The following is a 23,942-nucleotide window of genomic DNA, read 5'->3' on the forward strand; positions in this document are numbered from 1 at the left end:
ATGGTCATGCATAACCCCGCTCATCCGGGGGAGTTTATTTCTGCGACGTATATGGTGCCGTATAAGCTGAGTTGTCGGTATTTAGCGGGTAAACTAAACGTCGCACCTTCGACGCTCAATCGTATTTTGAAGGGCCAAAGCGGCGTGAGTCCGGAAATGGCATTGCGACTTTCAAAAGCGGTAGGGCGAAGCCCAGAGAGCTGGCTGGCAATGCAGCACACCTATGATCTCTGGCATGCTGCTGGTAAGACACAACTCGAAAACGTCCAGCCTATCGACTTCAGCGCGGTTTAACCCAGCGAGAAAAGCCGAACAGTACCAAGGCTAAAATCGCACCTAAGGTGTCGGCCAGCATATCTTTCTGGGCATCCCAGACGTCACCCTGAGATCCGAGGAATTCGATGCCGGCGTTGCCGCCTTCGATGACGGCGAACTGCCATTCGATAATTTCATAAGCAGCAGCCACGGCCATAATGAAAAACAGGCCGAAGAACACGGCAGTGACCGGTCGTGCCCACTGTTTGCGAACCAGTAACTCAGCTGCCGGGTAGGCATAAAAACCGACACTAAAGTGAGCGATGCGATCGTAGTGATTGCGCTCGAAGCCGAAGAAGTCGGTGATCCAGTCAAAAGGAACATTGGCAAATGTGTAATGGGCGCCAATGGTATGCAGAATGAGCAGCACACTCATTAGCAAGTAACTGGTATTACTGAAGCGAAACTTGCCGAAAGTTGCCAATAATCCTGCAAATATGGCGATGATCGGCACCATTTCGGCCCACCAGACAGTAACATCCGCCGGGTTAATGTAGGACCACACCATGGTGGCAATAATAATGACAGCGAGAAAATGTGGGATTCGGTACTGCCAGGAATTGCCTGATGTGGTCATTGTTTAGTCCTTAGAAGGCTGCGGGTTTAGCGGCCAGCCACCCACGTTTTTGTAGCGGTTAACCATCCAGCAGAACAGCTCTGCGGTGCGTTCGGTATCGTACAAGGCCGAGTGTGCTTGTTTACTATCGAAAGCGATACCGGCTTCCTGACAAGCTTTAATGAGTACCGTCTGACCCAGCGTGAGCGCTGCCAGCGCAGCGGTATCGAAGGTGACAAACGGATGAAACGGATTACGTTTTAGCGCGCTACGCTCGGCGGCAGCCATGAGGAAGCCTAAATCGAAGGTCGCATTATGACCGACCAGCACGCAGCGCTGACAGCCCGCTTCTTTTTGTGCTTTGCGGATCGGTTTAAACATTTCCTTTAAGGCTTCGTCTTCCGGCACAGCACCGCGCAGCGGCGAGTGGGGGTCGATACCGTTAAAGTCGATCGCGGCCTGCTCGATGTTGGCGCCGTCAAAGGGGGCGACGTGGTAATGAATACGTTCGGCCGGGTGCAGCCAGCCCTCTTCATCGAACTCCAGGGTGACGGCGGCAATTTCCAGCAGCGCATCCGTATTGGCGTTAAACCCAGCGGTTTCAACATCGATGACCACGGGCAGGTAGCCACGGAAACGCTGCTTCATTAAGCTCGGTCCGGGCTCGCTCATAAATCGTCGCTTTCTTTACGTTCAATTAGCTCAATGGCGTAGCCGTCCGGATCGCGGACGAAGGCGATCACAGTCTTACCACCTTTGACCGGACCAGGCTTGCGGTACACGTCAGCACCTTTGTCTTCTAAGTCTTCGCATAAGGCATAAATGTCGTCGACGCCAATGGCGATGTGGCCAAAACCTTCGCCGAGATCATATTCGCTTTGGTCCCAGTTGTAGGTCAGCTCAAGCACCGTGTGGTCTTTTTCATCGCCATAACCGACGAACGCCAGGGTGTAAGTGTACTCTTCGTTGTCTTTCTGGCGCAGCAGTTTCATACCCATCAGTTCAGTGTAAAACTTGATGGAGCGGTCCAGGTCGCCGACACGTAACATGGTGTGTAGCATTCGCATAGCGTACTCCTTACTTATCTGAATTCAGTGTCGGAACTTAGTCGTCCGACGTTTTATCTTTATACTCGCATAAGTCTTCAATAATACAGCTGCCGCAGCGTGGTTTACGGGCGATACAGGTGTACCGGCCGTGCAGAATAAACCAGTGATGCGCATCCACCTTAAATTCGGCGGGGATCACTTTTTCCAGTTTATCTTCTACCGCCCGTACGGTTTTACCCGTGGCAAATTTGGTCCGGTTGGAAACGCGAAAGATATGGGTATCCACGGCAATGGTCGGCCAACCGAAGGCGGTATTGAGCACCACGTTGGCGGTCTTACGGCCAACGCCCGGCAGAGCTTCTAAGGCGGCACGGTCTTCGGGCACTTCGCCGTCGTGTTTGTCGACCAGAATCTTACAGGTTTTGATGACATTTTCGGCTTTGGCATTAAATAAGCCAATGGTCTTAATGTAGTCTTTAACGCCATCGACACCAAGCTCCAACATAGCTGCAGGAGTGTTGGCGGCAGGGAAAAGCTTACGCGTGGCTTTGTTGACACCGACATCGGTGGCCTGCGCTGAGAGCATAACCGCAATCAACAGCTCAAAGCTTGAATCGAATTCAAGCTCCGTAGTGGGGTTTGGATTGTTCTCCCGCAGGCGTTTTAGTATCTCTATACGTTTTTGTTTATTCATAGTTTTGCTTAACGCTTATTGAGCCGTGACTCGCACCCGCGTGACTTCTTTCGCCGGCTTGGTGGCGCGCTGTTCGCGGTAATGGTCAATGGCATTTTTGATGGCGATAATAAAGCCCATGGCGATAAATGCGCCCGGTGGCAAGATCGCCAGCAGTAAGGGGTAATCTACAGCAAACAGCTCAATACGCAGAGCAGCGGCCCAATCGCCCAATAATAATTCGGCACCATCAAATAAGGTGCCGTTGCCGAGCACTTCGCGGATGCCACCGAGAACCACCAGCACCAGCGTAAAACCAAGACCCATCATTAAGCCGTCATAGGCGGAGCGGCGCCATGGATTCTTCGAGGCAAAGGCTTCCGCGCGACCGATAATGGCACAGTTGGTAACAATCAGTGGAATAAAAATACCCAGTGACTGGTACAAGCCATACACATAGGCGTTCATCAGTAACTGGATGACGGTGACAAAGGTGGCAATGACCATCACAAATACCGGAATACGGATTTCCTTTGGCACCCACTCGCGGACCAGAGACACGGTGATGTTGGAGCCGATCAGCACCAGTAAGGTCGCTAATCCTAAGCCTAAGGCGTTGGTAACGGTCGCGGTTACGGCCAGCAGCGGGCACAAGCCGAGTAGCTGCACCAGTGCCGGGTTATTTTCCCAGAGTCCTTGCCAGGTAATTTCTTTATAATTCATGACGATTGGCCTCCACACTCAAGGGTTTGTTGGCGCCATTGGTCTTTGTTGCGTTTAAAAGCGGTCACTGTTCGTGCTACCGCCTGCACCACTGCCCTTGGGGTAATAGTAGCACCGGTAAACTGATCAAAGACACCGCCGTCGCGTTGTACGGCCCAGCGCTGGTCATCCGGGCCGGTCACTGTCATGCCTTCGAAGCTGGTGATCCAGTCACTTTTACGGCGTTCAATTTTATCACCTAAACCAGGTGTTTCCTGATGCTGCAGCACCCGTACGCCGGCCACAGTGTTATCCCAGTTCATGGCCACCAGCAAACGAATGCCACCGGAATAGCCATTCGGCGCCACCACTTCAATAGCAGCTGCGGCAGGTTGGCCGTCTTGAGTAGCCAGATACATAGGCGTTGGCCCAGTGGCCAGCTCCGGCGCCTCGATTAAACGGCAACTGGCGTACAAATCGTTGTCGTGCGCCTGCGCCGGAATCAATTGATTCAAGACCTGTAGCAGTTCGCGTTGCTGCTCGCGGGCGATCGGCTCGGCAGTCAGCCGTGCCGTCAGCATCACCAGCAGAGTCGCCACTACAGCGAAAGCGGCCAGAATGAGTCCGTTGCGTTGCATACTACGAGCAATCATGTGCGTCCTCCATGGCCATATACCACTGGCTGCGTGTATTTATCGATGATCGGCACGGTCATATTGGCGAGCAGGACCGCGAAGGCTACCGCATCGGGGTAGCCGCCCCAGGTGCGAATCGCAAAGACTAAGAAGCCGATTAGCAGGCCAAAATACAGACGCCCGCGCTTCGACGTTGCCGCAGTGACGGGATCCGTCGCGATAAAGAAGGCGCCGAGCATGGTCGCGCCGCTAAACAGATGCAACACCGGCGACACACTTTGGTCAGGGCTGAACAGCCAGGCCAGCGCGGCGGGAACCGCAAGACCCAACAGCATACCGACCGGGATGTGCCAGCTGATCACCCGTACTTTTAATAACACGAGTCCGCCGAGCAAAAAGGCGGCATTGACCCACTGCCAGCCGAGGCCGGCAAAGCTACCAAAGATGGGTTGCTGCAGTGCTTCGTCAATGGTGAGCTGATGATTGAGTGCGGTACGCAGGCTGTCCAGGGGCGTGGCCATGGTCATGCCGTCAGCACCCATACGCAGCTGTTCAATATCGTAGCCGCTTGGTGTGTAGCCGGTGAAAATCAGTACCGCGCTATCAAGAAAGCTGAGATCAACCTGACTGAGCTGCACCGGTAACGGCCAGCTGGTCATTTGCACGGGGAAGCTTATCAGCAGCACTACGTAACCGGCCATGGCAGGGTTGAAAATGTTCTGACCCACGCCGCCATAAACATGCTTGACGATAATAATTGAGAAAGCGGTACCTATGACGATAATCCACCAGGGCGCAAAGCCGGGAATACTGATCGCCAGCAACACCGCTGTCACCAACGCGGTATGGTCGCGCCAGGCCGATTCAACCGGACGGCCGCGCAGCATCATACACAGAGCTTCAGCCGTCCAGGCCGTGGCAATGGCCAGTAACAGCTGCCAGATCACGCCCCAGCCAAAGAAGTAAATCAGCGTCATTACGCCGGGAATCAAGGCCAGGTAAACCCAACGCATGACCTGTTGCGTGGTGCGGCGTTGATGGCTGTGCGGCGACGCAGCAAGTTTGAAGGTCATGAGTTGTCCTCGTTCGATGACTGATTCTCAGCAGCGGCTTTCTGCTGCGCTGCTTTGCGAGCTTTGGCACGGGCAATTGCCGCCTGGACTGCGTCCTGCGGATTCTCGCCACCGGCTTTGACTTGCTCGGCCTGGGCTTTTTTACGCGCTTCAGCAGCTTTACGATGGCGCTCTAAGCGTTCCTCTTTTTCTCGCTCAAGCCGCTCATTACGTGCCTCGAAACGCTCGCGCGCAATCTCAGCTTTGGCTTTTTCACGGGCGATGTTGCGGATTTCGGCCTTGGCCTTGCGGTAATAATGCACCAAGGGTATCTCGCTGGGGCAGACATAGGCGCAGGCACCGCATTCAATACAGTCGAACAGGTTTTGTTGCTCAAGGCCGTCATGGTCTTTGGCTTTGGCCAGCCACTGCAATTGCTGTGGCAGCAGTTCTGCAGGACAAACATCGGAGCAGGCACCACAACGGATACAGGCCATTTCCTGTTGCGCTGGAGCCAGTTCGGTAACACTTGGGATCAGCAGGCAGTTGGTGATTTTGACCACCGGCACGTCCACATCGGGCAGGGTAAAGCCCATCATCGGACCGCCCATGATCACTCGTTGTTCTTCGCCAGTGGCCTGAAAGCCTGCCTGGTGCAATACATGGGCAACCGGTGTGCCGATACGAACCCAGTAGTTGCCGGGCTTAGCAACAGCCTCGCCAGTCACCGTCACCACCCGTTCCGTCAGGGCTTCGCCGTGACGAACAGCGCGGCTGACCGCGTAAGCTGTGCCGACGTTTTGCATGATCAGACCGATATCAATCGGCAGTCCACGGCTCGGCACCTGGCGCCCGGTGAGCATCTGGATCAGTTGTTTCTCGCCACCTGAAGGGTATTTGGTTGGGACTACGCGCAAACTAAAATGCGGGTGGTCGGCGAGGGCTTCTTTCATGACCGCGATGGCTTCGGGCTTGTTGTCTTCAATGGCAATCAGGCCTTTGTCACACCCCGCCAGATGCAGCAGTATCTCAGAGCCATCAATGATGGTTTCGGCATGCTCGCGCATCAGTCGGTCGTCGGCGCTGATGTAGGGTTCACATTCCACGCCATTAATAATCAGGTAATCAATAGGGCGTTGCAGGGCCAGCTTTTGCGCCGTCGGGAAGCCTGCGCCACCTAAGCCAGCCACGCCTGCCAGGCGAATGGTATCGAGCAGTTCAGCCGGAGAAACCTGAGTGTAGTCGGTCAGCCCCTGAGCCGGCATGGCATCATCTCTGCCGTCGGCGCGAATGCGAATGACCACGTCTGCCATCCCGGACGGGTGCGCAATACGACCCGGACCAATGGCTGTGACGGTGCCAGAGGTGGGGGCATGCACCGGTAAGCCTTGACCGGTTTGCGACTGTGTCAGTGGCTGTCCGCGCAAGACAGTGTCGCCAACGGCAACGCAGATCTCACCGGGCGCACCTATGTGCTGTTTGATCGGCACCATATAACTTGCCGCCAGCGGCATCTGGCGAATGGGGGACTGGTTGGATAGCTCTTTGCGCTCCGGCGGATGAATGCCGCCCGGAAAGGACCAGATTTGACCTGCTTCGATAGCTTTTTTAGAAGCTGCGGACATCAGGACTTCGCCTCCACAATTTGCACAGGAATTTGTTGCATATCCCACTGCCAGTTTTCCGGACGGGTGGGCAGGGCCACCATGTCGATACAATCGACAGGGCAGGGCTCGACACACAGGTCACAGCCTGTGCATTCGTGGGCAATGACCGTGTGCATGTGCTTGGCAGAGCCCAGGATGGCATCCACCGGGCAGGCCTGGATGCACTTGGTGCAACCAATGCATTCGTCTTCGCGAATCACAGCAACCTTTTTGACGTCTTCGACACCGTGTGCAGCATCGAGAGGTTTAGCCTCAACACCTAATAAGTCAGCCAGGGCTTTGATGGTGGCTTCACCGCCTGGAGGACATTTATTAATGTCATCACCGTTGGCAATTGCCTCCGCATAAGGCCGACAGCCCGGATAGCCGCACTGGCCACACTGGGTTTGCGGTAATATGGAATCGATCTGGTCAACGATGGGATCGCTTTCCACCCGGAACCGCACCGCGGCAAAGCCGAGCACCAAACCAAAGATCAGCGCCAGTACGCCAATTGCGATCAGCGCAGTAACAATGCTCATGACAAGGTCACCAATCCACTAAAGCCCATAAACGCTAACGACATCAGTCCCGCAGTGATCATGCCCACCGCTGCGCCTTTAAAGGGCAGAGGGACATCAGCTGCGGCCAGACGCTCGCGTAAGGCAGAGAACAAAATAAGAACCAGAGAAAAACCGATGGCCGCACCAAATCCATAAACAATGGACTCAATAAAGTTATGCTGTTCATTAATATTTAGTAACGCCACACCCAGCACCGCACAGTTGGTGGTGATCAAGGGTAAGAAAATGCCCAGTAACCGGTACAGCGTCGGGCTGGTTTTATGCACGACCATTTCGGTGAATTGCACCACTACGGCAATTACCAGAATGAAACTCAGGGTCTGCAAAGCAAGCAAGTCAAAAGGCGCCAGTAAATAATGATTGACCAGGTAGCTGCACACCGATGCCAGCGTCAGCACAAAGGTGGTTGCCGCGGACATACCAATGGCGGTTTCCAGCTTGTTTGAGACCCCCATGAAAGGGCATAAACCGAGGAATTTCACCAAGACAAAATTATTGACCAGTACTGTCGCTACCAGAAGTAGCAAATACTCACCCATTTGAATCGCCCAAGTTTGCTATTAAATCTTGCGTATTATCGAATGTTTAGCGCTTTGAAACAACCGATAGACTGTAGTGTTATTTGAGTTTGTCACCGAATCTTCATGGTGGTGTAGCAAATCTGCCATTTTGTCGGCGTAAATTAGCGGCAACAACAGGAACGAAGGAGCCTGTTATGGTTCGCTGGTTAGCTACGTTGAGTCGTTACGACCAACTCTGGTTCTGCTGGTGTTGTGCACGGTCGCAGCGCTTTCAGCGGCACAGCTGGATACGCTTAGTGTCGCGTTCAGGGGACGGCTACTGTTACGCGCTTATCGCCTTCTTGCTAAGTGCTACGGCGCCAGAGTCGGGCGGATCATTTTCCCTGGCTCTCGCGATCGGTTTCAGTATTGAAATTCCCTTATTTATCGCGATCAAACGCTGCTTAAAACGTCCCCGGCCCTATCAGACACTCTCCATCACCTCGGTGATACAGGCTCACGACCAATTTAGTTTTCCCTCGGGCCATACTACCGCCGCATTTTTATTCGCTGGCATTGCCAGCAGTTTCTATCCCGCCTGGACACCGCTCTGGATCACCTGGGCGAGCATGGTTGGAATTTCACGCGTTTTACTGGGTGTTCATTATCCGGGAGATATTGGCGCCGGTGCCATCTTAGGCACCACCTTAGCCTACCTGGCATTGCTGTTCACGAATTAACTGGAGCTTTACTGATGAAGATATTACTGGGTATCCAAGGCACTGGAAATGGCCATTTAAGTCGTTGTACGGCGCTTGCAGAAGCATTGCAGCAGCACCCCTCGGTCGAGGTTGACTATCTGGTTTCCGGGCGCGCTCCTGAGCATTTCTTCGACATGGAGGCATTTCCAAACTGGCAGTGGCGCAAAGGGCTGTCCTTTGCGGTACAAAAAGGCCAGATTGACGTGCGCAAAACCCTATCGCAAAACGACTGGAAACAATTCTGGCGCGATGTCACTGAACTCGACCTGAGTCCGTATGATCTGGTCGTTACTGACTACGAGCCGGTGGTCGCCTGGGCCGCGCGCCGGCAAAATAAGCGCTGCATAGGCATGGGTCGGCAGTATGCGTTCTACAAACGTACACAAAGCCTGCGTTTGCCCTGGTTGTATCAACAGCTGATCCGCTGGTTCGCACCGGCAACAGATGTGGTCGGCATGCACTGGGTTGCAGATGGCAATCATATTTTGCCACCTATCGTGCATCACCGGGCGCTGGCAGGGCAGGTAGAGGAAGACCATTACTTGGTGTACTTACCGTTTGAGTCGTTGGTCAGTGTGCATCGGCTGTTAGCAAAATTCCCACACTACCGCTTTAGTGTGTTTCATCCAGATGCGAAGCGGCAGAAGATTGCGGGCATTGATTACTACCCACCATCACGGCAGCGCTTCGCCGAACAATTTGTCAAAGCTGGAGGAGTCATTAGCAATGCTGGCTTCGAAACCAGCTGTGAAGCTCTCGCGTACGGTAAAAAGCTGCTGGTGCGGCCGCTGGGCGGTCAGTTTGAGCAACTTGCTAATGCCCGCTGTTTGGCCGAGCTTGGCTTAGCAACGCAACTAAACGAACTGACACCGCAAGGCTTAACGGACTGGTTCGCCCTTACGGAACCGAAGCAGTGCTTTTGGCCTGATGTCGCCAGTGAAATTGCGGTCTGGCTTGCTGGTGGTGCAGAACAGTCGGTAGCGGAGTTGAGCCGGCGCTTATGGCGGCAGGCGGATCAAAGTGATTATCGTGATCTATTACGGAGTGATTTGCGTTTACAGAGAAGCTAGTTTTGGCTCCCCAGGTTGGATTCGAACCAACGACACATGGATTAACAGTCCACCGCTCTAACCAACTGAGCTACTGGGGAATCGCAAGGGTATGGATAGTGTTAGTGAGGATGAGAGTTGGCTCCCCAGGTTGGATTCGAACCAACGACACATGGATTAACAGTCCACCGCTCTAACCAACTGAGCTACTGGGGAACTCATCGAACTCATCTAACAACGGGAGCGAATGTTAAAGGTGCCTGCGCGGCCTGTCAATAGTAAAAATGCGCGTTTGCGCGTTTTCTGTTCACGGCTGCAAAAATTACTTTTTGTCAAGCCACCGAAATGACGGTCACTATAACATAACGCATAATGCGCAATCGCTGTCGGTTATCCACAGTGAGGGCAAAGTCACGCCAGTCATGGGCTAGCAGATCTTATCCACTAAATCTGTGGATAACCTTGTGGGCAGATATGTGAGAAGCCTTAAATCACGCTGTGTAGCGAGCGATTGCGGAGCTGATTAAAATTTGAGTTTATAAAAATAAGTTCTTTATAAACAGTAGGTTGAGATAAACTGCGGATCTACCCCTAAATTATTTTTTTATTTATTTTTAGCTGTACACTGAATCGACAAGGGTTGTGCATTTCTTCATTCATGTGGTGAATTTTTGGCTCAAAAAAGGCCCGCAAACCGAACCGGTTGCGGGCCTTTAAACTAATAAATTCTAAGTAGAACAAGGCTTCTACTTGTTAGCGAATTCCGTAATACGTGCAACAGCCTCTTCGAGTGTCGCTAAATCCGTTGCAAAAGAAAGTCGGCAATGTCCTGGCGCACCGAATGCTGAACCTGGCACCAACGCCACTTTATTTTCTTTCAACAGCGCTTCGCACCATTCAACATCATCGGCCAAACCTTTATCGGCCATCATTACTTCAATATTGGCGAAGGTGTAGAAGGTACCGTCGCCTTCAATGCAGCGCATGCCCGGAATTGCGTTCAGGGCATTTACCAGATAGTCGTGGCGCAGCTTAAACGCGCGGACCATTTCGGTAATACAGCTTTGATCGCCAGTGAGGGCGGCCAGTGCTGCATGCTGACTGATGCTGGCAGGATTCGAAGTACTCTGTGATTGCATTTTCTTCATCGCCGCAATGATAGGTGCCGGGCCTGCTGCGTAGCCGATACGCCAACCGGTCATGGCATAAGCTTTAGATACGCCCGAGAGCAGGATAATGCGGTCCTGCAAATCTGGCGCTGCCATGGCGATATTGGCAAACGGGAAGTCGGCCCACAGAATGTGCTCGTACATATCGTCACTGGCGATCAGAATTTGCGGATGCTCACGCAGCACTTCGGCCAGCGCCGCCAGTTCCTCTTTGGTGTAGGCGGTACCGGTTGGATTAGACGGGCTGTTAAGAAACAGCAGGCGTGTTTTCGGTGTAATCGCAGCAGCAAGTTGTTCCGGGGTAATTTTATAGCGCTGTTCAATACCTGCCTGAATGAACTTGGGTTCAGCACCGACCAGTTTTGCCATGTCTGGATACGAGACCCAATAAGGAGCTGGAACCAGCACTTCATCGCCAGGATTTAGCCAGGCGCTTAACAGGTTAAAGATACTGTGCTTACCGCCGGCAGAAATCAGGATCTCGGATAACTTGTAGGTGAGGTCGTTATCACGTTTGAACTTGTCAATCACCGCCTGCTTGAGCTCGGTGATGCCATCCACAGCCGTGTACTTGGTATGACCTGCATCGATAGCAGCTTTGGCTGCGTCTTTAATAAACTCCGGGGTATCGAAGTCCGGCTCGCCAACGCCAAGGCCAATAACATCATGGCCCGCAGCTTTTAACTCGGCGGCTTTTTGCGACACAGCGAGTGTTGGAGAAGGTTGTATTGCGTTGATGCGATCGGATAATGGGTAGTTCACGGCACGTTCCTGTGGATCAAAATGAAGGTCATTACTATATGATCCTTCGCTTTTTATGTCCATGATCGGCGCTGAGGTCAGGCCATTCTTTTTTGGCTCACATAGCGTCAATCAGGGAAATCCGTTACACTAGCTGACTTCGTATACGTCTGACCGTGCGACTGAAAATGAACGCGCAACCACTGGTTTAAATGGAACTCTGAATGGCCTCAGCAGTATCGGCAAAATCACTGACAAATGATCCAATTCCGGCAACGCTCTGGCAGATGACCTGGCCTGTGGTGATTGGGGTGCTGACCCTGATCAGTTTTAACGTGGTCGACACCTTCTTCGTCGGCATGCTTGGCACAGATCCCCTGGCTGCAGTGAGCTTTACCTTTCCGGTCACCTTTAGTGTCGTAAGTCTGGCGATTGGTTTAGGCGTCGGTACTTCGGCGGTTTTGGCACGTAAGCGCGGTGCCGGCAATGAAGCTCATGCGCGTTTCGACGGCGTGATAGCGCTGGCGGTTTCCGCTCTCCTTGTTGCTGGCTTATCCTTGTTCGGTTTCTTGCTTATGGATCCGATCTTCGCTGCCTTACAAGCGCAAGAACGGTTATTGCCATTGATCCACGAGTACATGATCCTGTGGTTCGCGGGCGCGACCTTTTTAGTGATCCCTATGGTCGGCAATGCGGTGCTACGCGCGTCGGGGGATACTCGCACACCCTCGATCATTATGGCCTCCGGCGGCTTGCTCAATGCTATTTTTGACCCCATCTTAATTTTCGGCTTCGGCCCCATACCCGCCATGGGTGTGCAGGGCGCGGCGCTGGCCAGTGTCCTGAGCTGGTCTATTGGCACGGTGTTAGTGCTGTGGTACCTGCACTACAAAGGTTTAATCAGTTTCAAGGTACCTGAACACGCGCACCCGGTGAAATCCGCCAAACAGATTTTAAACATTGGCCTGCCAGCGGCCGGTGCGAACATGCTGACGCCACTGGCGATGGCAGTGATGACCGCAATTATCGCAGCCTATGGCGCACCTGCGGTGGCGGCTTTTGGCGTGGGAACACGGCTGGAATCCTTGGCCAGCGTGATCATTCTGGCGCTGTCGATGAGTCTGCCGCCGCTGATTAGCCAGAATCTGGGTGCTATGCAGTTTGAGCGGGTGCGCGATGCCTATAACACAGCCTTACGCAGTGTCATTGTGGTGCAATTACTGATTTACGTTGTGCTGGCGGTTGGCGCACCTTATATCGCACAAATTTTTACCGACGACCCGGAAGTGGCTCGCTTAATTCGGTTATTTCTTTACATCATGCCCTTGGGCTACGGTATGCAAGGCATCATTATTTTGACGAACTCCAGTTTTAACGCCATGCACGAGCCGATGTCGGCGCTGGCGTTAAGTATTGTGCGGTTATTCGTTATGTTCGTACCACTGAGTTACATCGGCTCGCTGATTGCTGATATTCCCGGACTGTTCATCGGTGGAGTGGTCGCCAATGTGCTGACTGCTGGTATTGCCTGGCGCTGGTTCCAGGCCGGACTGCGGAAACAACGAAACGAGGAGGTTGCCTGATGGCACGTGCGTTTGAATTAGTCTCTGAATATCAACCTGCAGGCGATCAGCCCAAGGCCATCGAAAGCCTGGTCGATAATCTTGAAGCGGGTCTTGCGCATCAAACCTTACTTGGGGTGACCGGCTCAGGTAAAACCTTCACCATGGCCAATGTCATTCAGCAGGTGCAACGGCCAACGCTGATCCTGGCCCACAATAAAACATTGGCCGCGCAGTTGTACGGGGAAATGAAAGAGTTCTTTCCCAACAACGCGGTAGAGTATTTTGTTTCGTATTACGATTATTATCAGCCCGAAGCTTACGTGCCGACCACGGATACCTTCATTGAGAAAGACGCCTCGATTAATGACCATATTGAGCAAATGCGCTTGTCAGCGACTAAAGCCCTGATGGAGCGCCGCGATGTGGTATTGGTGGCGTCGGTGTCCTGTATTTACGGTTTGGGTGACCCTGAATCCTACATGAAAATGATGCTGCACCTGCGCCGCGGTGACATCATTGACCAGCGCGACGTGCTGCGCCGCCTGGCGCAGTTACAATACAAGCGTAATGACGCGGCCTTTGAACGCGGCACCTACCGGGTACGTGGCGAAGTGATTGATATTTTCCCGGCGGAGTCGGAAGAAATGGCCGTGCGCCTTGAGCTGTTCGACGATGAAATCGACCGTATCAGTTTTTTTGAGCCGCTGACAGGGCAGGTGACACAGGCTGACGTTGCCCGCGCGACCATTTACCCCAAGACCCATTACGTGACGCCCCGGGAAACCATTTTGCAGGCCATTGAGCAAATCAAAGAAGAGCTTAAAGACCGCAAACAGGAACTGCTGGACGCTAACAAGCTGATCGAAGAGCAGCGCATTTCCCAGCGTACTCAGTACGATATTGAAATGATGCTGGAGCTGGGCTATTGCTCGGGTATCGAAAACTATTCCCGCTATCTGTCCGGGCGGGCGCCAGGCGAGCCGCCACCGACCTTACTGGATTATCTGCCCGATGATGCCTTGCTGATCATCGATGAGTCGCATGTGTCAGTGTCGCAAGTGGGCGCCATGTACAAAGGCGACCGCTCGCGTAAAGAAAATCTGGTGAATTACGGTTTCCGCTTGCCATCGGCACTGGATAACAGGCCGTTGAAATTTAACGAATTCGAAGCCATCGCACCGCAAACCATTTATGTCTCAGCGACCCCTGGCAAATACGAGATTGAAAAATCCGCAGGTGAGGTTATCGAGCAAGTGGTAAGGCCGACTGGGCTTATTGACCCTGTCATCGAAGTGCGTCCGGTTGGCACCCAGGTGGATGATCTGATGTCGGAAGTACGACTGCGCGTGGAGCGCAAAGAGCGCGTATTAGCGACCACGCTAACCAAGAAAATGGCGGAAGACCTTAGCGACTATCTGGACGAGCATGGCATTAAAGTTCGCTATCTGCATTCGGATATCGACACCGTTGAGCGTATGGAGATCATTCGTGATTTGCGCTTGGGTGAATTCGATGTGCTGGTCGGGATTAACTTGCTGCGGGAAGGTCTGGACATGCCGGAAGTTAGTCTGGTGGCGATTCTCGACGCTGACAAAGAAGGCTTCTTGCGCTCTGATCGTGCCTTGATCCAGACCATTGGTCGGGCGGCGCGGAACGTCAATGGTAAAGCCATTCTTTATGGCGACAAAATTACCGGCTCGATGCAGCGTGCGATTGATGAAACGGATCGCCGCCGCGAGAAGCAGGTGGCGTACAACCTGGAACATGGTATTACGCCGAAAGGGCTGACCAAAGGTGTGACTGACGTGATGGATTTAGGCGGCGCGAGAAAACGGCGTAAGAGCTATGATGAGCGTCGAGCTGTGGCCGAGGCGGAAGCGAAGTACGATGTCAATCTGAACGATCCGGTCGCGTTGATGAAAGTGCTGGAGCGTACCGAAAAAGAAATGTACCAAGCCGCGAAAGACCTTGAATTCGAGAAAGCGGCGCAGCTTCGAGATGACGTTGGTGCGCTGCGTGAACGCTTGAAACTGTTGGGTTAAGCATGCAGCTGCAACGGGGCGATGAACATTATTTAACAGCTGACGGTCAGCTACGTACACCTTTGGCACTGATTTTTGTGTTGGGATTGTTTTTGCGTGGCTATCTGGCGTGGATTATATCGCTCACCTTTAGTGAAGATCGTTCCCGCTTGCTGCAGTTTTTCTATTCGAATACCGAACAGTTTGTCTTGACCCTAAGTGTCGGCCTGCCGGCGCTGGCGGTGGTGGTGATGTTGACCCAGGTGAAAGCCGAGATGCCCGCTTGGGTGCCGAAGTTTGCTCGTATTGCGCCTGCATTATTGTGGCTCAGCTGGCTTGCCGATGGTGTTTTGATTGGTAGCTTAGTGATTGCCAACTGGCCGCACTTTGCTTTTGTGAAAGCGTTTATTATTTTTGCGTGGCTGATCGCGCTCTGGTTACTGCTGTATTCGCGTCATTTGAAACGGTTTTTCGAACTTGTTGCTGCAAGTGACTGACACGAAGGTGCGCTGAGAGCTTTTCCCACAGGCTGTGGGCGAAGTAATACCTGAGAAGTGGTGGATGGTACTGGGCTCGAACCAGTGACCCCCGCCTTGTAAGGGCGGTGCTCTCCCAGCTGAGCTAACCATCCATCTGGGTAGTGCTTGCAACGTTTCACAAAGGCGTAGAGTGGTGGATGGTACTGGGCTCGAACCAGTGACCCTCGCCTTGTAAGGGCGATGCTCTCCCAACTGAGCTAACCATCCGTTTTCTCTGCGTTGCGGGGCGGTATTATAGGGAGCTACGCTGCCCTGTCAATAAAAAATATCACCCTTATGTTCTGACTGCTGTCTTTTTGCCCAATTCGGCAAAGATTGATTGACGAATAACAAAGGTTTCACCAAAACCAGTGATGCGAGGTCGCGCGGTTATTGGTAAACTACGCTGCAAAATAACCCGACTGATGCGGAGAATGCAACTATTATGACGGTAGTCACCCGATTTGCCCCTAGTCCAACTGGATATTTACATGTCGGCGGCGCGCGCACGGCACTTTATTCCTGGCTGGTTGCCAAAGCAGCCGGTGGGAAATTCGTACTGCGTATTGAAGACACAGATCGCGAACGTTCTACTCAGCCGGCAATCGACGCCATCCTGGAAGGCATGGAATGGTTAGGATTAAACTGGGACGAAGGTCCACACTACCAAACCAAACGCTTTGACCGCTACACGCACTTTATCGACAAGCTGTTAGAAGAAGACAAAGCTTATAAATGCTATTGCTCGACTGAGCGCCTGGAAAAAATGCGTGAAGAGCAAATGGAGAAGGGCGAAAAGCCGCGTTACGACGGTCATTGTCGTGATAACCCCAATGTCAGTGGCGATCGTTATGTGGTGCGTTTTCGCAACCCACAAACGGGTTCGGTGAAGTTTAACGACCATATCCGTGGGCCAATCGAATTTGCCAACACCGAACTTGATGATTTGATCATCTCGCGCAGCGATGGCACCCCCACCTATAACTTCTGTGTCGTAATTGACGATTGGGAAATGAATATCACCCACGTGGTGCGTGGGGAAGATCACATTAATAATACGCCGCGCCAGATTAATATTCTGCAAGCGCTCGGTGCGCCAGTGCCTGAATATGCTCATGTCTCAATGATTCTTGGCGATGATGGTAAGAAACTGTCGAAACGTCACGGTGCGGTTAGCGTGATGCAATACCGCGATGATGGCTACTTGCCGGAAGCGGTGATGAACTACCTGGTGCGACTGGGTTGGTCGCATGGCGATCAGGAGATTTTCAGCGTCGATGAGATGATTGAGTATTTCCGTCTGGATGACGTCAACAAAGCCGCGTCAGCGTTTAACACCGAGAAGTTAAACTGGCTTAACCAACATTACATGAAAGCCCTGCCAGTTGGTGAAGTGGCTGAGCACTTGCAATGGCACTTCAGTGACCAGGCGATTGATGTCACCAAAGGCCCTGCGTTAGAAAAAATCATTCCGTTGTTGGCTGATCGCGTGAAAACATTGAAGGAAATGGCCACCTCAGCGCGGTATTTCTACGAAGATTATGAGAGCTTTGATGAAGCTGCGGCGAAAAAGCACTTGCGGCCTGTTGCCCGCGAAGCCCTCGAAGCTGTGCAAGATCGACTGGCGAGCCTGACCGAGTGGAATGCCGCATCGATTCAAGCTGCTATTCAAGCGACCGCTGATGATTTAGGGGTTGGCATGGGTAAAGTCGGTATGCCATTGCGAGTGGCAGCGACCGGCTCCGGCAACTCACCTTCACTTGATGTGACGCTTGAGTTAATCGAGCAGGAGCAAGTTGTGGCCCGTATTGCTCGCGCGATTACCTTTATAAGTGAGCGTGAACAAGCGCAACAATAAGGACAACAACTGAATGCCGAAAATTCGACAGTTACTTGCGAATAATAAGGGTTGGGCGGAGCGTCAGCTGAATCTCGACCCTGAATTTTTCGCAAATCTGGTCAATCAGCAGACACCAGACTACTTGTGGATTGGCTGTTCGGATAGCCGGGTACCTGCGAATCAGGTGGTCGATTTAGCGCCGGGCGAGTTATTTGTCCATCGTAACGTCGCCAACCAGGTTATTCAGACTGATTTTAACTGTCTGTCGGTCGTTCAGTACGCCGTGGATGCGTTAAAGGTGCAACACATTCTGGTAGTAGGGCATTACGGCTGTGGCGGTGTACGCGCGGCCACAGAGAGCTGTTCCCACGGTTTGGTCGATCACTGGCTGTATCCGATTAAAGATATTTACCGTGAGCATCATGACGAACTTGAAGCACTGGATGAGACAGCACGGGTAAATCGCTTATGCGAGTTGAACGTGATTGAGCAGGTGCGTAACCTGGCTAAGACCACCATTATCCAAAGCGCCTGGGATAGAGGACAGGAACTGGCGATTCATGGTTGGGTTTACAGCCTGGAAGATGGTCTGGTGCGGGACATGGACGTAACCGTGCGTGACCGTGCTTCACTGGAGCGGATCTATCATTTTGAGGATTAGTCAGCGTGACCGGCATTGACCGGCATGACGATTCCTATTGGCTAATTTTGGCGTGTTTTGGTGAGCTTTTGCGCGAACTGCCTAAAAATGGAGCAAACGCTTCATTTTGCCAAAAAAAAGGTTGACGGTTAGCAGCGAATTACCATAGAATTCGCCCCGCTGTCAGGGTACTGAAGTACTGGGGCTATAGCTCAGCTGGGAGAGCGCTTGCATGGCATGCAAGAGGTCAGCGGTTCGATCCCGCTTAGCTCCACCAATTCACTTCAGCACTTTTGTTGCAAAGTAAGATACGCGTCCCCTTCGTCTAGAGGCCTAGGACACCGCCCTTTCACGGCGGTAACAGGGGTTCGAATCCCCTAGGGGACGCCAACTTACTCAACGCAACCAGCCGATTGCAAGTCCGGGGTCCCCTTCGTCTAGAGGCCTAGGACACCGCCCTTTCACGGCGGTAACAGGGGTTCGAATCCCCTAGGGGACGCCATTTAAAGTAATCGATTAAGACCAGTCCGGGGTCCCCTTCGTCTAGAGGCCTAGGACACCGCCCTTTCACGGCGGTAACAGGGGTTCGAATCCCCTAGGGGACGCCATTTCTTATCTGCTTTACCTTTCTCTCTGTTGAATACGCTACCTGCTAAGAAGCTTCAGCAGATGCGGCTCCATGATGTCAGCGATATCATCCTGTGCGTCTTCATTCGGATGAATACCATCATTCTGCATCAATTCTGGCTTGGTGGCGATTTGCTCCATAAAGAAGGGGATCAACAGGGTATCTGTCGATGTCGCCAATTCCGGAAAGATATCTGCAAACATATCGCTGTAGCGCCGGCCGTAATTCGGCGGAATTATGATCTGACTCACCGCAACTTTAATATTCTCCTCTTGCAACCGATTGATGATTTGTAACAAATTAGATTTGATCGTAGTTGGCGTGAAGCCACGTAGACCATCATTACCACCGAGTTCAACGAACACAGCATCGGGCTGATGGGTTTTGATAATCCCCTCGAGACGGTTTAAGGCGCCCTGAGTGGTGTCACCGCTAATGCTGGCGTTGATGAGCTCGATCGACGGGTGCGTTTGTTGCCAGCGTTGCTGCAACACGCCGACCCACGACTGTTGTTGCGACATGCCGTAACCGGCACTTAGGCTATCGCCTAAAACGACCAGTGAGACATTTCCGTAAACTGGACGTACAAGTACTAATAATGCGACGATAAATCCAAATTTTATTAGGAAATTTTTCATAAATGCTTATTCAAACCGCTCAATTAAGAAAAGACGTAGAAACCAGTGAAGGTATTCTACACATTTTAAAACCTACGGACCTAAAAATTGAAGCTGGCGAAACTGTCGCCATTGTTGGTGCTTCAGGTTCCGGTAAGTCGACGTTGTTAAGCTTACTCGCAGGTTTAGACCTCGCGAGTGCCGGAGATGTTTCCATAGATAACGTAAATTTGGGCGATTTGGATGAGGAGCAACGGGCAAAAATTCGCGCCGACAAGGTTGGCTTTATTTTTCAGTCCTTTCTGTTGATACCAAGCCTGACCGCTTTAGAGAATGTGATGTTGCCGGCGGAGTTAGCGGGCCATAAACAGGCCGAGGCTCAGGCGCGTGAGCTACTGAGTAAGGTGGGACTGGGTGATCGCCTGACTCACTATCCGAATCAACTGTCCGGTGGCGAGCAGCAGCGCGTGGCGATTGCCAGGGCGTTTGTGGGCACACCTAAAATTTTATTTGCCGATGAGCCGACCGGTAACCTGGATGCCACCACAGGTCATAAAGTCGAAGACCTGCTGTTTCAGATGAATCAGGATTCGGGCACAACGCTGGTGATGGTTACCCATGACAGTGAGTTGGCGGAGCGCTGCCAACGGGTGCTGCGTATGGAAGCTGGTAAGCTGACTGAGGTGACCCGCGATGTGGCATAAAATTTCCTGGCGGCTATTAAAGCAGGAGTTGCGCCGGGGTGAACTGACCATCATGGCGGCCGCCATCGTGTTGTCGGTGACGGCAGTGCTGTCGTTGGCGTTATTTACCGAGCGGCTGCAAGCCGGCTTGACCGAACGCAGTGCGGAGTTTCTGGCGGCAGACCGAGTGCTGAGCTCACGCCGGGATATCCCCGAGGAATGGCTGTCCCGTGCGCAGGATGAGGGATTACAGACCGCCGACCGGGTGGTCTTTAATTCCATGGCATTTGCCAACGATGAGCTTGCTCTGGTTGATGTCAAAGCCGTGAGTGAGGGTTATCCGTTGCGCGGCGAGCTGCGCACTGCACAACAACCTTTTGCTGCGGATCAGGTCGCTGATGATTTACCTGCCGGTGGCGAAGCCTGGGTCGCTGCGGCGTTGTTTCAGGAGCTGAATTTAAGTGTTGGCGATACCTTAGAGATCGGTAACAGTGAGTTTGAGGTGACACGGGTGCTCACTTACGAGCCTGATGTTGGTTTCTCAGTGTTTACTGACAGCCCCAACGTGCTCATCAACTACAGCGAACTCGAGGCGACAGGCTTGATCCAACCCGGCAGCAGGGTGCGGTTCAATGTTCTTTTTGCCGGAGAAAATGATGATTTAATGCGTTACGAGGAGTGGCTCAAACCGCAACTCAATGACGACACTCATAATTGGCGTAGCATCGAGGACGGGGATTCACCATTGGCCCGTAGCTTGCGCCGTGCCGAGCGTTTTATGTTGCTCGCCAGCCTGCTTGGCGTGGTGCTGGCCGCTACGGCGGTAGCGGTTGCTGCGCAACGTTATTGCCAACGAAATTACGACGTTGTCGCTATTTTTAAGACGCTTGGCGGGCAACGCCGACAGATCCAAAAGATCTTTATTCTGCATTTGCTGCTGTTAACCGGTTTCAGCATCGCCACGGGCTTGCTGCTCGGCTGGTTGATTCAGGGGCAAGTGGTGGATCTGGTCGCCCGCTATTTTGACGTCAACCTGCCAGCGGGCAGTGGTCGCGGTTACCTGTTAGCGGCCGGCACGGGTCTTGTCAGTGCGGTGATGTTCACGTTGTACCCCTTATTACGGCTTATCGAAATACCGCCGCTGCGGGTACTTAATCGCGAAATGACAGGCACCGATCGATGGCGCTGGTTACATTGGGTGGCGTCGGGCGGTACCATTTATCTGTTGCTCTGGCTTTACAGTCAGCAGTGGCTGTTGTCGACGGCATTATTTGCCGGTGGGGCACTGGCGGCTGTGGTGCTGCTGTTCGTCAGTCGCTTCTTTATTCGTGCCAGTCGGCAGGCGGGGATGCAGGCGGGTAGTGCCTGGCGCCTGGCTATGGCGGGCTTGCAGCGTCGTGCGCAAGCAAACAGCGTGCAGATGCTGAGTTTCTCCACCGCCATCATGCTGCTGCTGCTGGTGCTCGCGCTGCGGCATGAGCTGTTAGCGGACTGGCAGGAGCAATTGCCAGATGATGCGCCAAACTTCTTTTTGGTCAACGTAGCTCAGGAGAACGTTGCACCACTAAAAGCGCGCTTTGAGCAGCGGGATCTTGAAATAAACGAGATGTACCCTATCGTCCCCGGACGCATGACTGCGGTCAACGATGTGGCTGTGGTGGATGAAGTCTCGAAAGAGCAAGCTGAAGGCGAGACTGCGCCTGCAGCGGAGCAACGCGAGGGATTCGGGCGGGAACTGTCGTTGACCTGGCGGGATACCTTGCCGCCGAACAATACCGTCGTGGCTGGCGAGTGGTGGGGGGATGATCCGCAACCGCAGGTGTCGATTGAAAGTGAGGTGGCCGAGCGCATGCGCCTCGGCGTTGGCGATGAGTTAACCTTTAATATTGGCGGGCAGGTGTTTACGGTGCCTGTCACCAGTGTCCGCGAGGTCAACTGGGGCTCGTTGCAGCCCAACTTCTATATGATTTTCAATACTGCCACCTTAGCGGATTTCCCGGCGACCTATATTTCGAGCTTTAATTTGCCGGAAGATCGCAAAAGCGAGCTCTACGAGCTGTTTAAGCCTTTCCCGCAGGTGTCGCTTATTGATCTGGATGCCATCATGGAGCAGTTGCGTGAGGTCATCGAGCAGGTCAGTATTGCCATCTTATTTGTACTGATCCTGGTTATTGTGGCAGGTGTTCTGGTATTGCTGGCCCAGGTGCAGGCTTCGATGGAAGAACGCCAGAAAGAACTGGTGATTCTGCGTACGCTAGGGGCACCAGCGAAGCTGTTGAGTCGAAGTGTGACGTACGAATTTGTGGTCCTGGGCGCCATTAGCGGCTTGATTGCAACGCTGGCTATGGAGTTATCCTTGTATATTCTGCAAACTCAGGTGTTCGAACTGGCAGCCACTTTCCATTGGCGGTTCTGGTTGATCGGGCCGATAGCTGGTGCTGTTATCGTCGGCAGTATGGGGCGGTTAGCCTGCGCGCGGCTGATACGGCGCAATACCGCACAACTTATTCGACGCCTGGGTTAGCTGGTTCCTTTGGTCGCTCAGCAGATAGTTGCGGTAACAAGAGTTCCGCCCACAGTTTTTGGTAACGTGGGCGGAAAATTGCAAAATGGCCGATACTGTCCAGATCAAAATCCTCTGGTGCAAAGCGTAGGCGCCGTTGCGGAGCATTTTTATAGAAATTATGCATGCTATCAATATTGCGGTAGGTCAGCATTTCGTCATCGCTGAAGGCCAGACTGATGATGGGCGTTTCGACCTGAGCGTAGTTGTGATAAAGGTCTTCCGCGCCGACTAAATAGTCTGAATTCAGACACCAGCGGCGCCACTGTGCCATAGCTGATTTTGGCACATTCCCGACGATACCGAGCCGTGCACCGGGAAAATATCCTACAACAGGCAACAGCCAGGGCACGATCGCCCGCCATAAAAACCACGATTTGTACTTCAAACCAGGTTGCATATCACGCCAGTAACCGGTGCCGGTTGCGACGGTAACCATACGCTCCACTTGCTCTGTATGTTGCAGCATGCCGAACAACTGCCCGCCAATACTATGTGCGAACCACACTACTGGAAGCTTTGGAAAGTCCTGTAAGCATTGATCCAATACCGCTTGGGCGTCGAGGGTGGCCCACTCTGTGACAGAGCTGTCGAAGTGGCGCAGCGATTGCTCCTGCGCAAGACCGATGCCGTAATAATCGAACCCGATGACATGGAAACCCTGAGTGGCTAGCCAGGCGCAAAAATCTGCGTAATAACTATGCGGCACCGCCATTGCAGGCGCCATAATGACGACTTTATCCGGATTATCGGCCGCGTAGTGATGGAGGTAAATGGTGCGGCCGGGAGCACTCTCAAGCGGCGTCCGTTTACTCAAGTTCTTCGGCATCTTTTTCACGGTCCGTATGATGTTTAAACATATAAGCGCCAGTGAAAATGGTAAAGACCAGAGTCGCACCTAAGGTTCCGAACACCTTGAAATTGACCCAGGCATCGAGACTCCAGTATTCGGCGATATAGAGGTTCACTGCGGCCAGAGCGAGTGAAAAGATGACCCAGGCATAGGTCAGGCGGCGCCAGGCAAAATCAGGCAGATTGATCTCTTCGCCCAGAAAGTGCTGCAGCGGGCTGCGTTTTTTCCACCAGAGTCCAATCAGCAGGAGTAGCGCAATGGCAACATAAATGACAGAAACTTTGAGCTTTATGAACCATTCGTCACGTAGTAACAGGGTGACGGTGCCGAAAATTAACACCACGCACAGAATGATCCAGTGGCGGGGCGTGATGACCTCACGCATGAATTTCAGCGCCATCAGCTGCAGGACAGTACCCAGCATCAGTACGCCGGTCGCCAGAAAGATATCGCCCAGCAGGTAGAATATAAAAAATAGCGCAATAGGTAAGTATTCGAGCACAAACAACATGATGTAATCCAAAAAAACGCGATAACAGGAGTTTGCCAGAAAAGTTTGTTGTCGACCACTAACAATGACTA

General features: G+C 52.8%; 24 protein-coding genes and 8 tRNA genes. 14 read left to right on the top strand and 18 right to left on the bottom strand.

Translation table 11 applies throughout. From position 1 onward, the window contains the following. Positions 1–294 carry a HigA family addiction module antitoxin gene (locus J6J34_RS05210; RefSeq protein ID WP_301898706.1) on the top strand — a complete coding sequence of 98 codons (294 nt, stop codon included), beginning with the start codon at positions 1–3 and terminating at the stop codon, positions 292–294. Here J6J34_RS05210 and J6J34_RS05215 read toward each other — a convergent pair. From J6J34_RS05215 to rsxA, 10 genes are read right to left on the bottom strand one after another with little or no spacing between them, the layout of a single operon-like run. Further along, positions 281–892 (bottom strand): DUF2238 domain-containing protein, encoded by a 612-nt coding sequence (locus tag J6J34_RS05215; RefSeq protein WP_301720062.1) that lies wholly within the window; start codon positions 890–892, stop codon positions 281–283. The two genes, J6J34_RS05210 and J6J34_RS05215, sit on opposite strands and share 14 nt — an antisense overlap. A 3-nt stretch (positions 893–895) precedes the next feature. After that, the gene (gene rnt / locus J6J34_RS05220; RefSeq protein ID WP_301720063.1) at positions 896–1,543 is read right to left on the bottom strand and encodes a ribonuclease T; all 648 of its coding nucleotides are present in this window, start codon (positions 1,541–1,543) and stop codon (positions 896–898) included. Further along, positions 1,540–1,938 carry a lactoylglutathione lyase gene (gloA, locus tag J6J34_RS05225; protein ID WP_301720064.1) on the bottom strand — a complete coding sequence of 133 codons (399 nt, stop codon included), beginning with the start codon at positions 1,936–1,938 and terminating at the stop codon, positions 1,540–1,542. Before gloA ends, rnt begins: the two co-directional genes overlap by 4 nt. Positions 1,939–1,975: 37 nt before the next feature. Beyond that, a complete protein-coding gene (gene nth / locus J6J34_RS05230) occupies positions 1,976–2,614 on the bottom strand; it encodes an endonuclease III (protein WP_301720065.1) in 639 nt (212 codons plus the stop codon). Between the two features lie 15 nt (positions 2,615–2,629). Continuing rightward, entirely contained in the window at positions 2,630–3,316 is a 687-nt protein-coding gene (locus J6J34_RS05235) for an electron transport complex subunit E (RefSeq protein WP_301720066.1), read from the bottom strand. Further along, positions 3,313–3,948: an electron transport complex subunit RsxG gene (gene rsxG, locus J6J34_RS05240; protein WP_301898612.1), complete on the bottom strand. Its 636-nt coding sequence runs from the start codon at positions 3,946–3,948 to the stop codon at positions 3,313–3,315. Before rsxG ends, J6J34_RS05235 begins: the two co-directional genes overlap by 4 nt. Further along, complete coding sequence (gene rsxD, locus J6J34_RS05245; protein WP_301720068.1) at positions 3,945–5,003, bottom strand: electron transport complex subunit RsxD; 1,059 nt, start codon at positions 5,001–5,003, stop codon at positions 3,945–3,947. The genes rsxG and rsxD overlap by 4 nt, the downstream gene beginning before the upstream one ends. Further along, complete coding sequence (rsxC, locus tag J6J34_RS05250; RefSeq protein WP_301773818.1) at positions 5,000–6,607, bottom strand: electron transport complex subunit RsxC; 1,608 nt, start codon at positions 6,605–6,607, stop codon at positions 5,000–5,002. Before rsxC ends, rsxD begins: the two co-directional genes overlap by 4 nt. After that, positions 6,607–7,170: an electron transport complex subunit RsxB gene (gene rsxB, locus J6J34_RS05255; RefSeq protein ID WP_301720070.1), complete on the bottom strand. Its 564-nt coding sequence runs from the start codon at positions 7,168–7,170 to the stop codon at positions 6,607–6,609. Before rsxB ends, rsxC begins: the two co-directional genes overlap by 1 nt. Further along, positions 7,167–7,751: an electron transport complex subunit RsxA gene (rsxA, locus tag J6J34_RS05260; protein WP_126761478.1), complete on the bottom strand. Its 585-nt coding sequence runs from the start codon at positions 7,749–7,751 to the stop codon at positions 7,167–7,169. Before rsxA ends, rsxB begins: the two co-directional genes overlap by 4 nt. A gap of 176 nt (positions 7,752–7,927) precedes the next feature. Here rsxA and J6J34_RS05265 point away from each other — a divergent pair, with 176 nt between their 5' ends. Then, positions 7,928–8,452, top strand: a complete 525-nt coding sequence (locus J6J34_RS05265) for a phosphatase PAP2 family protein (protein ID WP_301835797.1) — start codon at positions 7,928–7,930, stop codon at positions 8,450–8,452. A gap of 14 nt (positions 8,453–8,466) precedes the next feature. After that, entirely contained in the window at positions 8,467–9,543 is a 1,077-nt protein-coding gene (locus J6J34_RS05270; protein WP_301898613.1) for a glycosyltransferase family protein, read from the top strand. A 3-nt stretch (positions 9,544–9,546) separates the two neighbouring features. Here the strand turns inward: J6J34_RS05270 and J6J34_RS05275 are convergent. The 3 genes from J6J34_RS05275 to J6J34_RS05285 all read right to left on the bottom strand — a co-directional run bounded on the left by J6J34_RS05275 (position 9,547) and on the right by J6J34_RS05285 (position 11,453). After that, a tRNA-Asn gene (locus J6J34_RS05275) sits at positions 9,547–9,623 on the bottom strand. 38 nt (positions 9,624–9,661) lie between these two features. After that, a tRNA-Asn gene (locus tag J6J34_RS05280) sits at positions 9,662–9,738 on the bottom strand. A 530-nt stretch (positions 9,739–10,268) separates the two neighbouring features. Further along, positions 10,269–11,453, bottom strand: coding sequence for a pyridoxal phosphate-dependent aminotransferase (locus J6J34_RS05285; RefSeq protein WP_301773823.1), 1,185 nt, complete (start codon positions 11,451–11,453; stop codon positions 10,269–10,271). A gap of 203 nt (positions 11,454–11,656) precedes the next feature. On the opposite strand from J6J34_RS05285, the gene J6J34_RS05290 reads away from it, so the two are divergent. The 3 genes from J6J34_RS05290 to J6J34_RS05300 are packed head-to-tail and all read left to right on the top strand — an operon-like array spanning position 11,657 to position 15,515. Beyond that, a complete protein-coding gene (locus J6J34_RS05290) occupies positions 11,657–13,015 on the top strand; it encodes an MATE family efflux transporter (RefSeq protein WP_301720074.1) in 1,359 nt (452 codons plus the stop codon). After that, positions 13,015–15,039, top strand: coding sequence for an excinuclease ABC subunit UvrB (gene uvrB / locus J6J34_RS05295; protein ID WP_301720075.1), 2,025 nt, complete (start codon positions 13,015–13,017; stop codon positions 15,037–15,039). The genes J6J34_RS05290 and uvrB overlap by 1 nt, the downstream gene beginning before the upstream one ends. A 2-nt stretch (positions 15,040–15,041) precedes the next feature. Then, positions 15,042–15,515, top strand: a complete 474-nt coding sequence (locus J6J34_RS05300; RefSeq protein ID WP_301720076.1) for a DUF2919 family protein — start codon at positions 15,042–15,044, stop codon at positions 15,513–15,515. A 58-nt stretch (positions 15,516–15,573) separates the two neighbouring features. Here the strand turns inward: J6J34_RS05300 and J6J34_RS05305 are convergent. After that, positions 15,574–15,649, bottom strand: a tRNA-Val gene (locus J6J34_RS05305). 39 nt (positions 15,650–15,688) lie between these two features. Beyond that, positions 15,689–15,764, bottom strand: a tRNA-Val gene (locus J6J34_RS05310). Positions 15,765–15,981: 217 nt separating this feature from the next. On the opposite strand from J6J34_RS05310, the gene gltX reads away from it, so the two are divergent. From gltX to J6J34_RS05340, 6 genes are all read left to right on the top strand, one after another. Next, the gene (gene gltX / locus J6J34_RS05315; protein WP_301720077.1) at positions 15,982–17,394 is read left to right on the top strand and encodes a glutamate--tRNA ligase; all 1,413 of its coding nucleotides are present in this window, start codon (positions 15,982–15,984) and stop codon (positions 17,392–17,394) included. Positions 17,395–17,407: 13 nt separating this feature from the next. Next, a complete protein-coding gene (gene can, locus J6J34_RS05320; RefSeq protein WP_301720078.1) occupies positions 17,408–18,037 on the top strand; it encodes a carbonate dehydratase in 630 nt (209 codons plus the stop codon). A 180-nt stretch (positions 18,038–18,217) separates the two neighbouring features. Next, positions 18,218–18,293, top strand: a tRNA-Ala gene (locus tag J6J34_RS05325). 37 nt (positions 18,294–18,330) lie between these two features. Beyond that, positions 18,331–18,406, top strand: a tRNA-Glu gene (locus J6J34_RS05330). Between the two features lie 36 nt (positions 18,407–18,442). After that, positions 18,443–18,518 (top strand) — tRNA-Glu (locus J6J34_RS05335). 30 nt (positions 18,519–18,548) lie between these two features. Next, positions 18,549–18,624, top strand: a tRNA-Glu gene (locus tag J6J34_RS05340). A gap of 37 nt (positions 18,625–18,661) precedes the next feature. Here J6J34_RS05340 and J6J34_RS05345 read toward each other — a convergent pair. Continuing rightward, positions 18,662–19,282, bottom strand: a complete 621-nt coding sequence (locus J6J34_RS05345; RefSeq protein WP_301720079.1) for an arylesterase — start codon at positions 19,280–19,282, stop codon at positions 18,662–18,664. A gap of 2 nt (positions 19,283–19,284) precedes the next feature. On the opposite strand from J6J34_RS05345, the gene J6J34_RS05350 reads away from it, so the two are divergent. Further along, positions 19,285–19,965: an ABC transporter ATP-binding protein gene (locus J6J34_RS05350; protein WP_301720080.1), complete on the top strand. Its 681-nt coding sequence runs from the start codon at positions 19,285–19,287 to the stop codon at positions 19,963–19,965. After that, entirely contained in the window at positions 19,955–22,468 is a 2,514-nt protein-coding gene (locus tag J6J34_RS05355; protein ID WP_301898614.1) for an ABC transporter permease, read from the top strand. The genes J6J34_RS05350 and J6J34_RS05355 overlap by 11 nt, the downstream gene beginning before the upstream one ends. Here the strand turns inward: J6J34_RS05355 and J6J34_RS05360 are convergent. Both J6J34_RS05360 and J6J34_RS05365 read right to left on the bottom strand, forming a co-directional pair. Further along, positions 22,449–23,336, bottom strand: coding sequence for an alpha/beta hydrolase family protein (locus J6J34_RS05360; RefSeq protein WP_301773827.1), 888 nt, complete (start codon positions 23,334–23,336; stop codon positions 22,449–22,451). The genes J6J34_RS05355 and J6J34_RS05360 overlap by 20 nt on opposite strands. Further along, positions 23,317–23,871, bottom strand: coding sequence for an inner membrane-spanning protein YciB (locus J6J34_RS05365; protein WP_301720083.1), 555 nt, complete (start codon positions 23,869–23,871; stop codon positions 23,317–23,319). Before J6J34_RS05365 ends, J6J34_RS05360 begins: the two co-directional genes overlap by 20 nt. Between the last annotated feature and the right edge of the window lie 71 nt (positions 23,872–23,942).

It is taken from the genome of Pseudidiomarina terrestris (assembly GCF_030466405.1).
Classification (GTDB): Bacteria; Pseudomonadota; Gammaproteobacteria; order Enterobacterales; family Alteromonadaceae; genus Pseudidiomarina; species Pseudidiomarina terrestris.

Excerpts from the sequence above, each read along its gene's own strand:
- rsxD (WP_301720068.1), bottom strand. The coding sequence starts at position 5,003 with ATGACCTTCAAACTTGCTGCGTCGCCGCACAGCCATCAACGCCGCACC.
- J6J34_RS05215 (WP_301720062.1), bottom strand. The coding sequence starts at position 892 with ATGACCACATCAGGCAATTCCTGGCAGTACCGAATCCCACATTTTCTC.
- rsxC (WP_301773818.1), bottom strand. The coding sequence starts at position 6,607 with ATGTCCGCAGCTTCTAAAAAAGCTATCGAAGCAGGTCAAATCTGGTCC.
- can (WP_301720078.1), top strand. The coding sequence starts at position 17,408 with ATGCCGAAAATTCGACAGTTACTTGCGAATAATAAGGGTTGGGCGGAG.
- rsxB (WP_301720070.1), bottom strand. The coding sequence starts at position 7,170 with ATGAGCATTGTTACTGCGCTGATCGCAATTGGCGTACTGGCGCTGATC.
- J6J34_RS05270 (WP_301898613.1), top strand. The coding sequence starts at position 8,467 with ATGAAGATATTACTGGGTATCCAAGGCACTGGAAATGGCCATTTAAGT.
- J6J34_RS05350 (WP_301720080.1), top strand. The coding sequence starts at position 19,285 with ATGCTTATTCAAACCGCTCAATTAAGAAAAGACGTAGAAACCAGTGAA.
- J6J34_RS05210 (WP_301898706.1), top strand. The coding sequence starts at position 1 with ATGGTCATGCATAACCCCGCTCATCCGGGGGAGTTTATTTCTGCGACG.
- J6J34_RS05265 (WP_301835797.1), top strand. The coding sequence starts at position 7,928 with ATGGTTCGCTGGTTAGCTACGTTGAGTCGTTACGACCAACTCTGGTTC.
- J6J34_RS05355 (WP_301898614.1), top strand. The coding sequence starts at position 19,955 with ATGTGGCATAAAATTTCCTGGCGGCTATTAAAGCAGGAGTTGCGCCGG.
- J6J34_RS05300 (WP_301720076.1), top strand. The coding sequence starts at position 15,042 with ATGCAGCTGCAACGGGGCGATGAACATTATTTAACAGCTGACGGTCAG.
- rsxA (WP_126761478.1), bottom strand. The coding sequence starts at position 7,751 with ATGGGTGAGTATTTGCTACTTCTGGTAGCGACAGTACTGGTCAATAAT.
- uvrB (WP_301720075.1), top strand. The coding sequence starts at position 13,015 with ATGGCACGTGCGTTTGAATTAGTCTCTGAATATCAACCTGCAGGCGAT.
- gloA (WP_301720064.1), bottom strand. The coding sequence starts at position 1,938 with ATGCGAATGCTACACACCATGTTACGTGTCGGCGACCTGGACCGCTCC.
- J6J34_RS05235 (WP_301720066.1), bottom strand. The coding sequence starts at position 3,316 with ATGAATTATAAAGAAATTACCTGGCAAGGACTCTGGGAAAATAACCCG.
- J6J34_RS05345 (WP_301720079.1), bottom strand. The coding sequence starts at position 19,282 with ATGAAAAATTTCCTAATAAAATTTGGATTTATCGTCGCATTATTAGTA.
- gltX (WP_301720077.1), top strand. The coding sequence starts at position 15,982 with ATGACGGTAGTCACCCGATTTGCCCCTAGTCCAACTGGATATTTACAT.
- J6J34_RS05290 (WP_301720074.1), top strand. The coding sequence starts at position 11,657 with ATGGCCTCAGCAGTATCGGCAAAATCACTGACAAATGATCCAATTCCG.
- rsxG (WP_301898612.1), bottom strand. The coding sequence starts at position 3,948 with ATGATTGCTCGTAGTATGCAACGCAACGGACTCATTCTGGCCGCTTTC.
- J6J34_RS05360 (WP_301773827.1), bottom strand. The coding sequence starts at position 23,336 with ATGCCGAAGAACTTGAGTAAACGGACGCCGCTTGAGAGTGCTCCCGGC.
- rnt (WP_301720063.1), bottom strand. The coding sequence starts at position 1,543 with ATGAGCGAGCCCGGACCGAGCTTAATGAAGCAGCGTTTCCGTGGCTAC.
- nth (WP_301720065.1), bottom strand. The coding sequence starts at position 2,614 with ATGAATAAACAAAAACGTATAGAGATACTAAAACGCCTGCGGGAGAAC.
- J6J34_RS05365 (WP_301720083.1), bottom strand. The coding sequence starts at position 23,871 with ATGTTGTTTGTGCTCGAATACTTACCTATTGCGCTATTTTTTATATTC.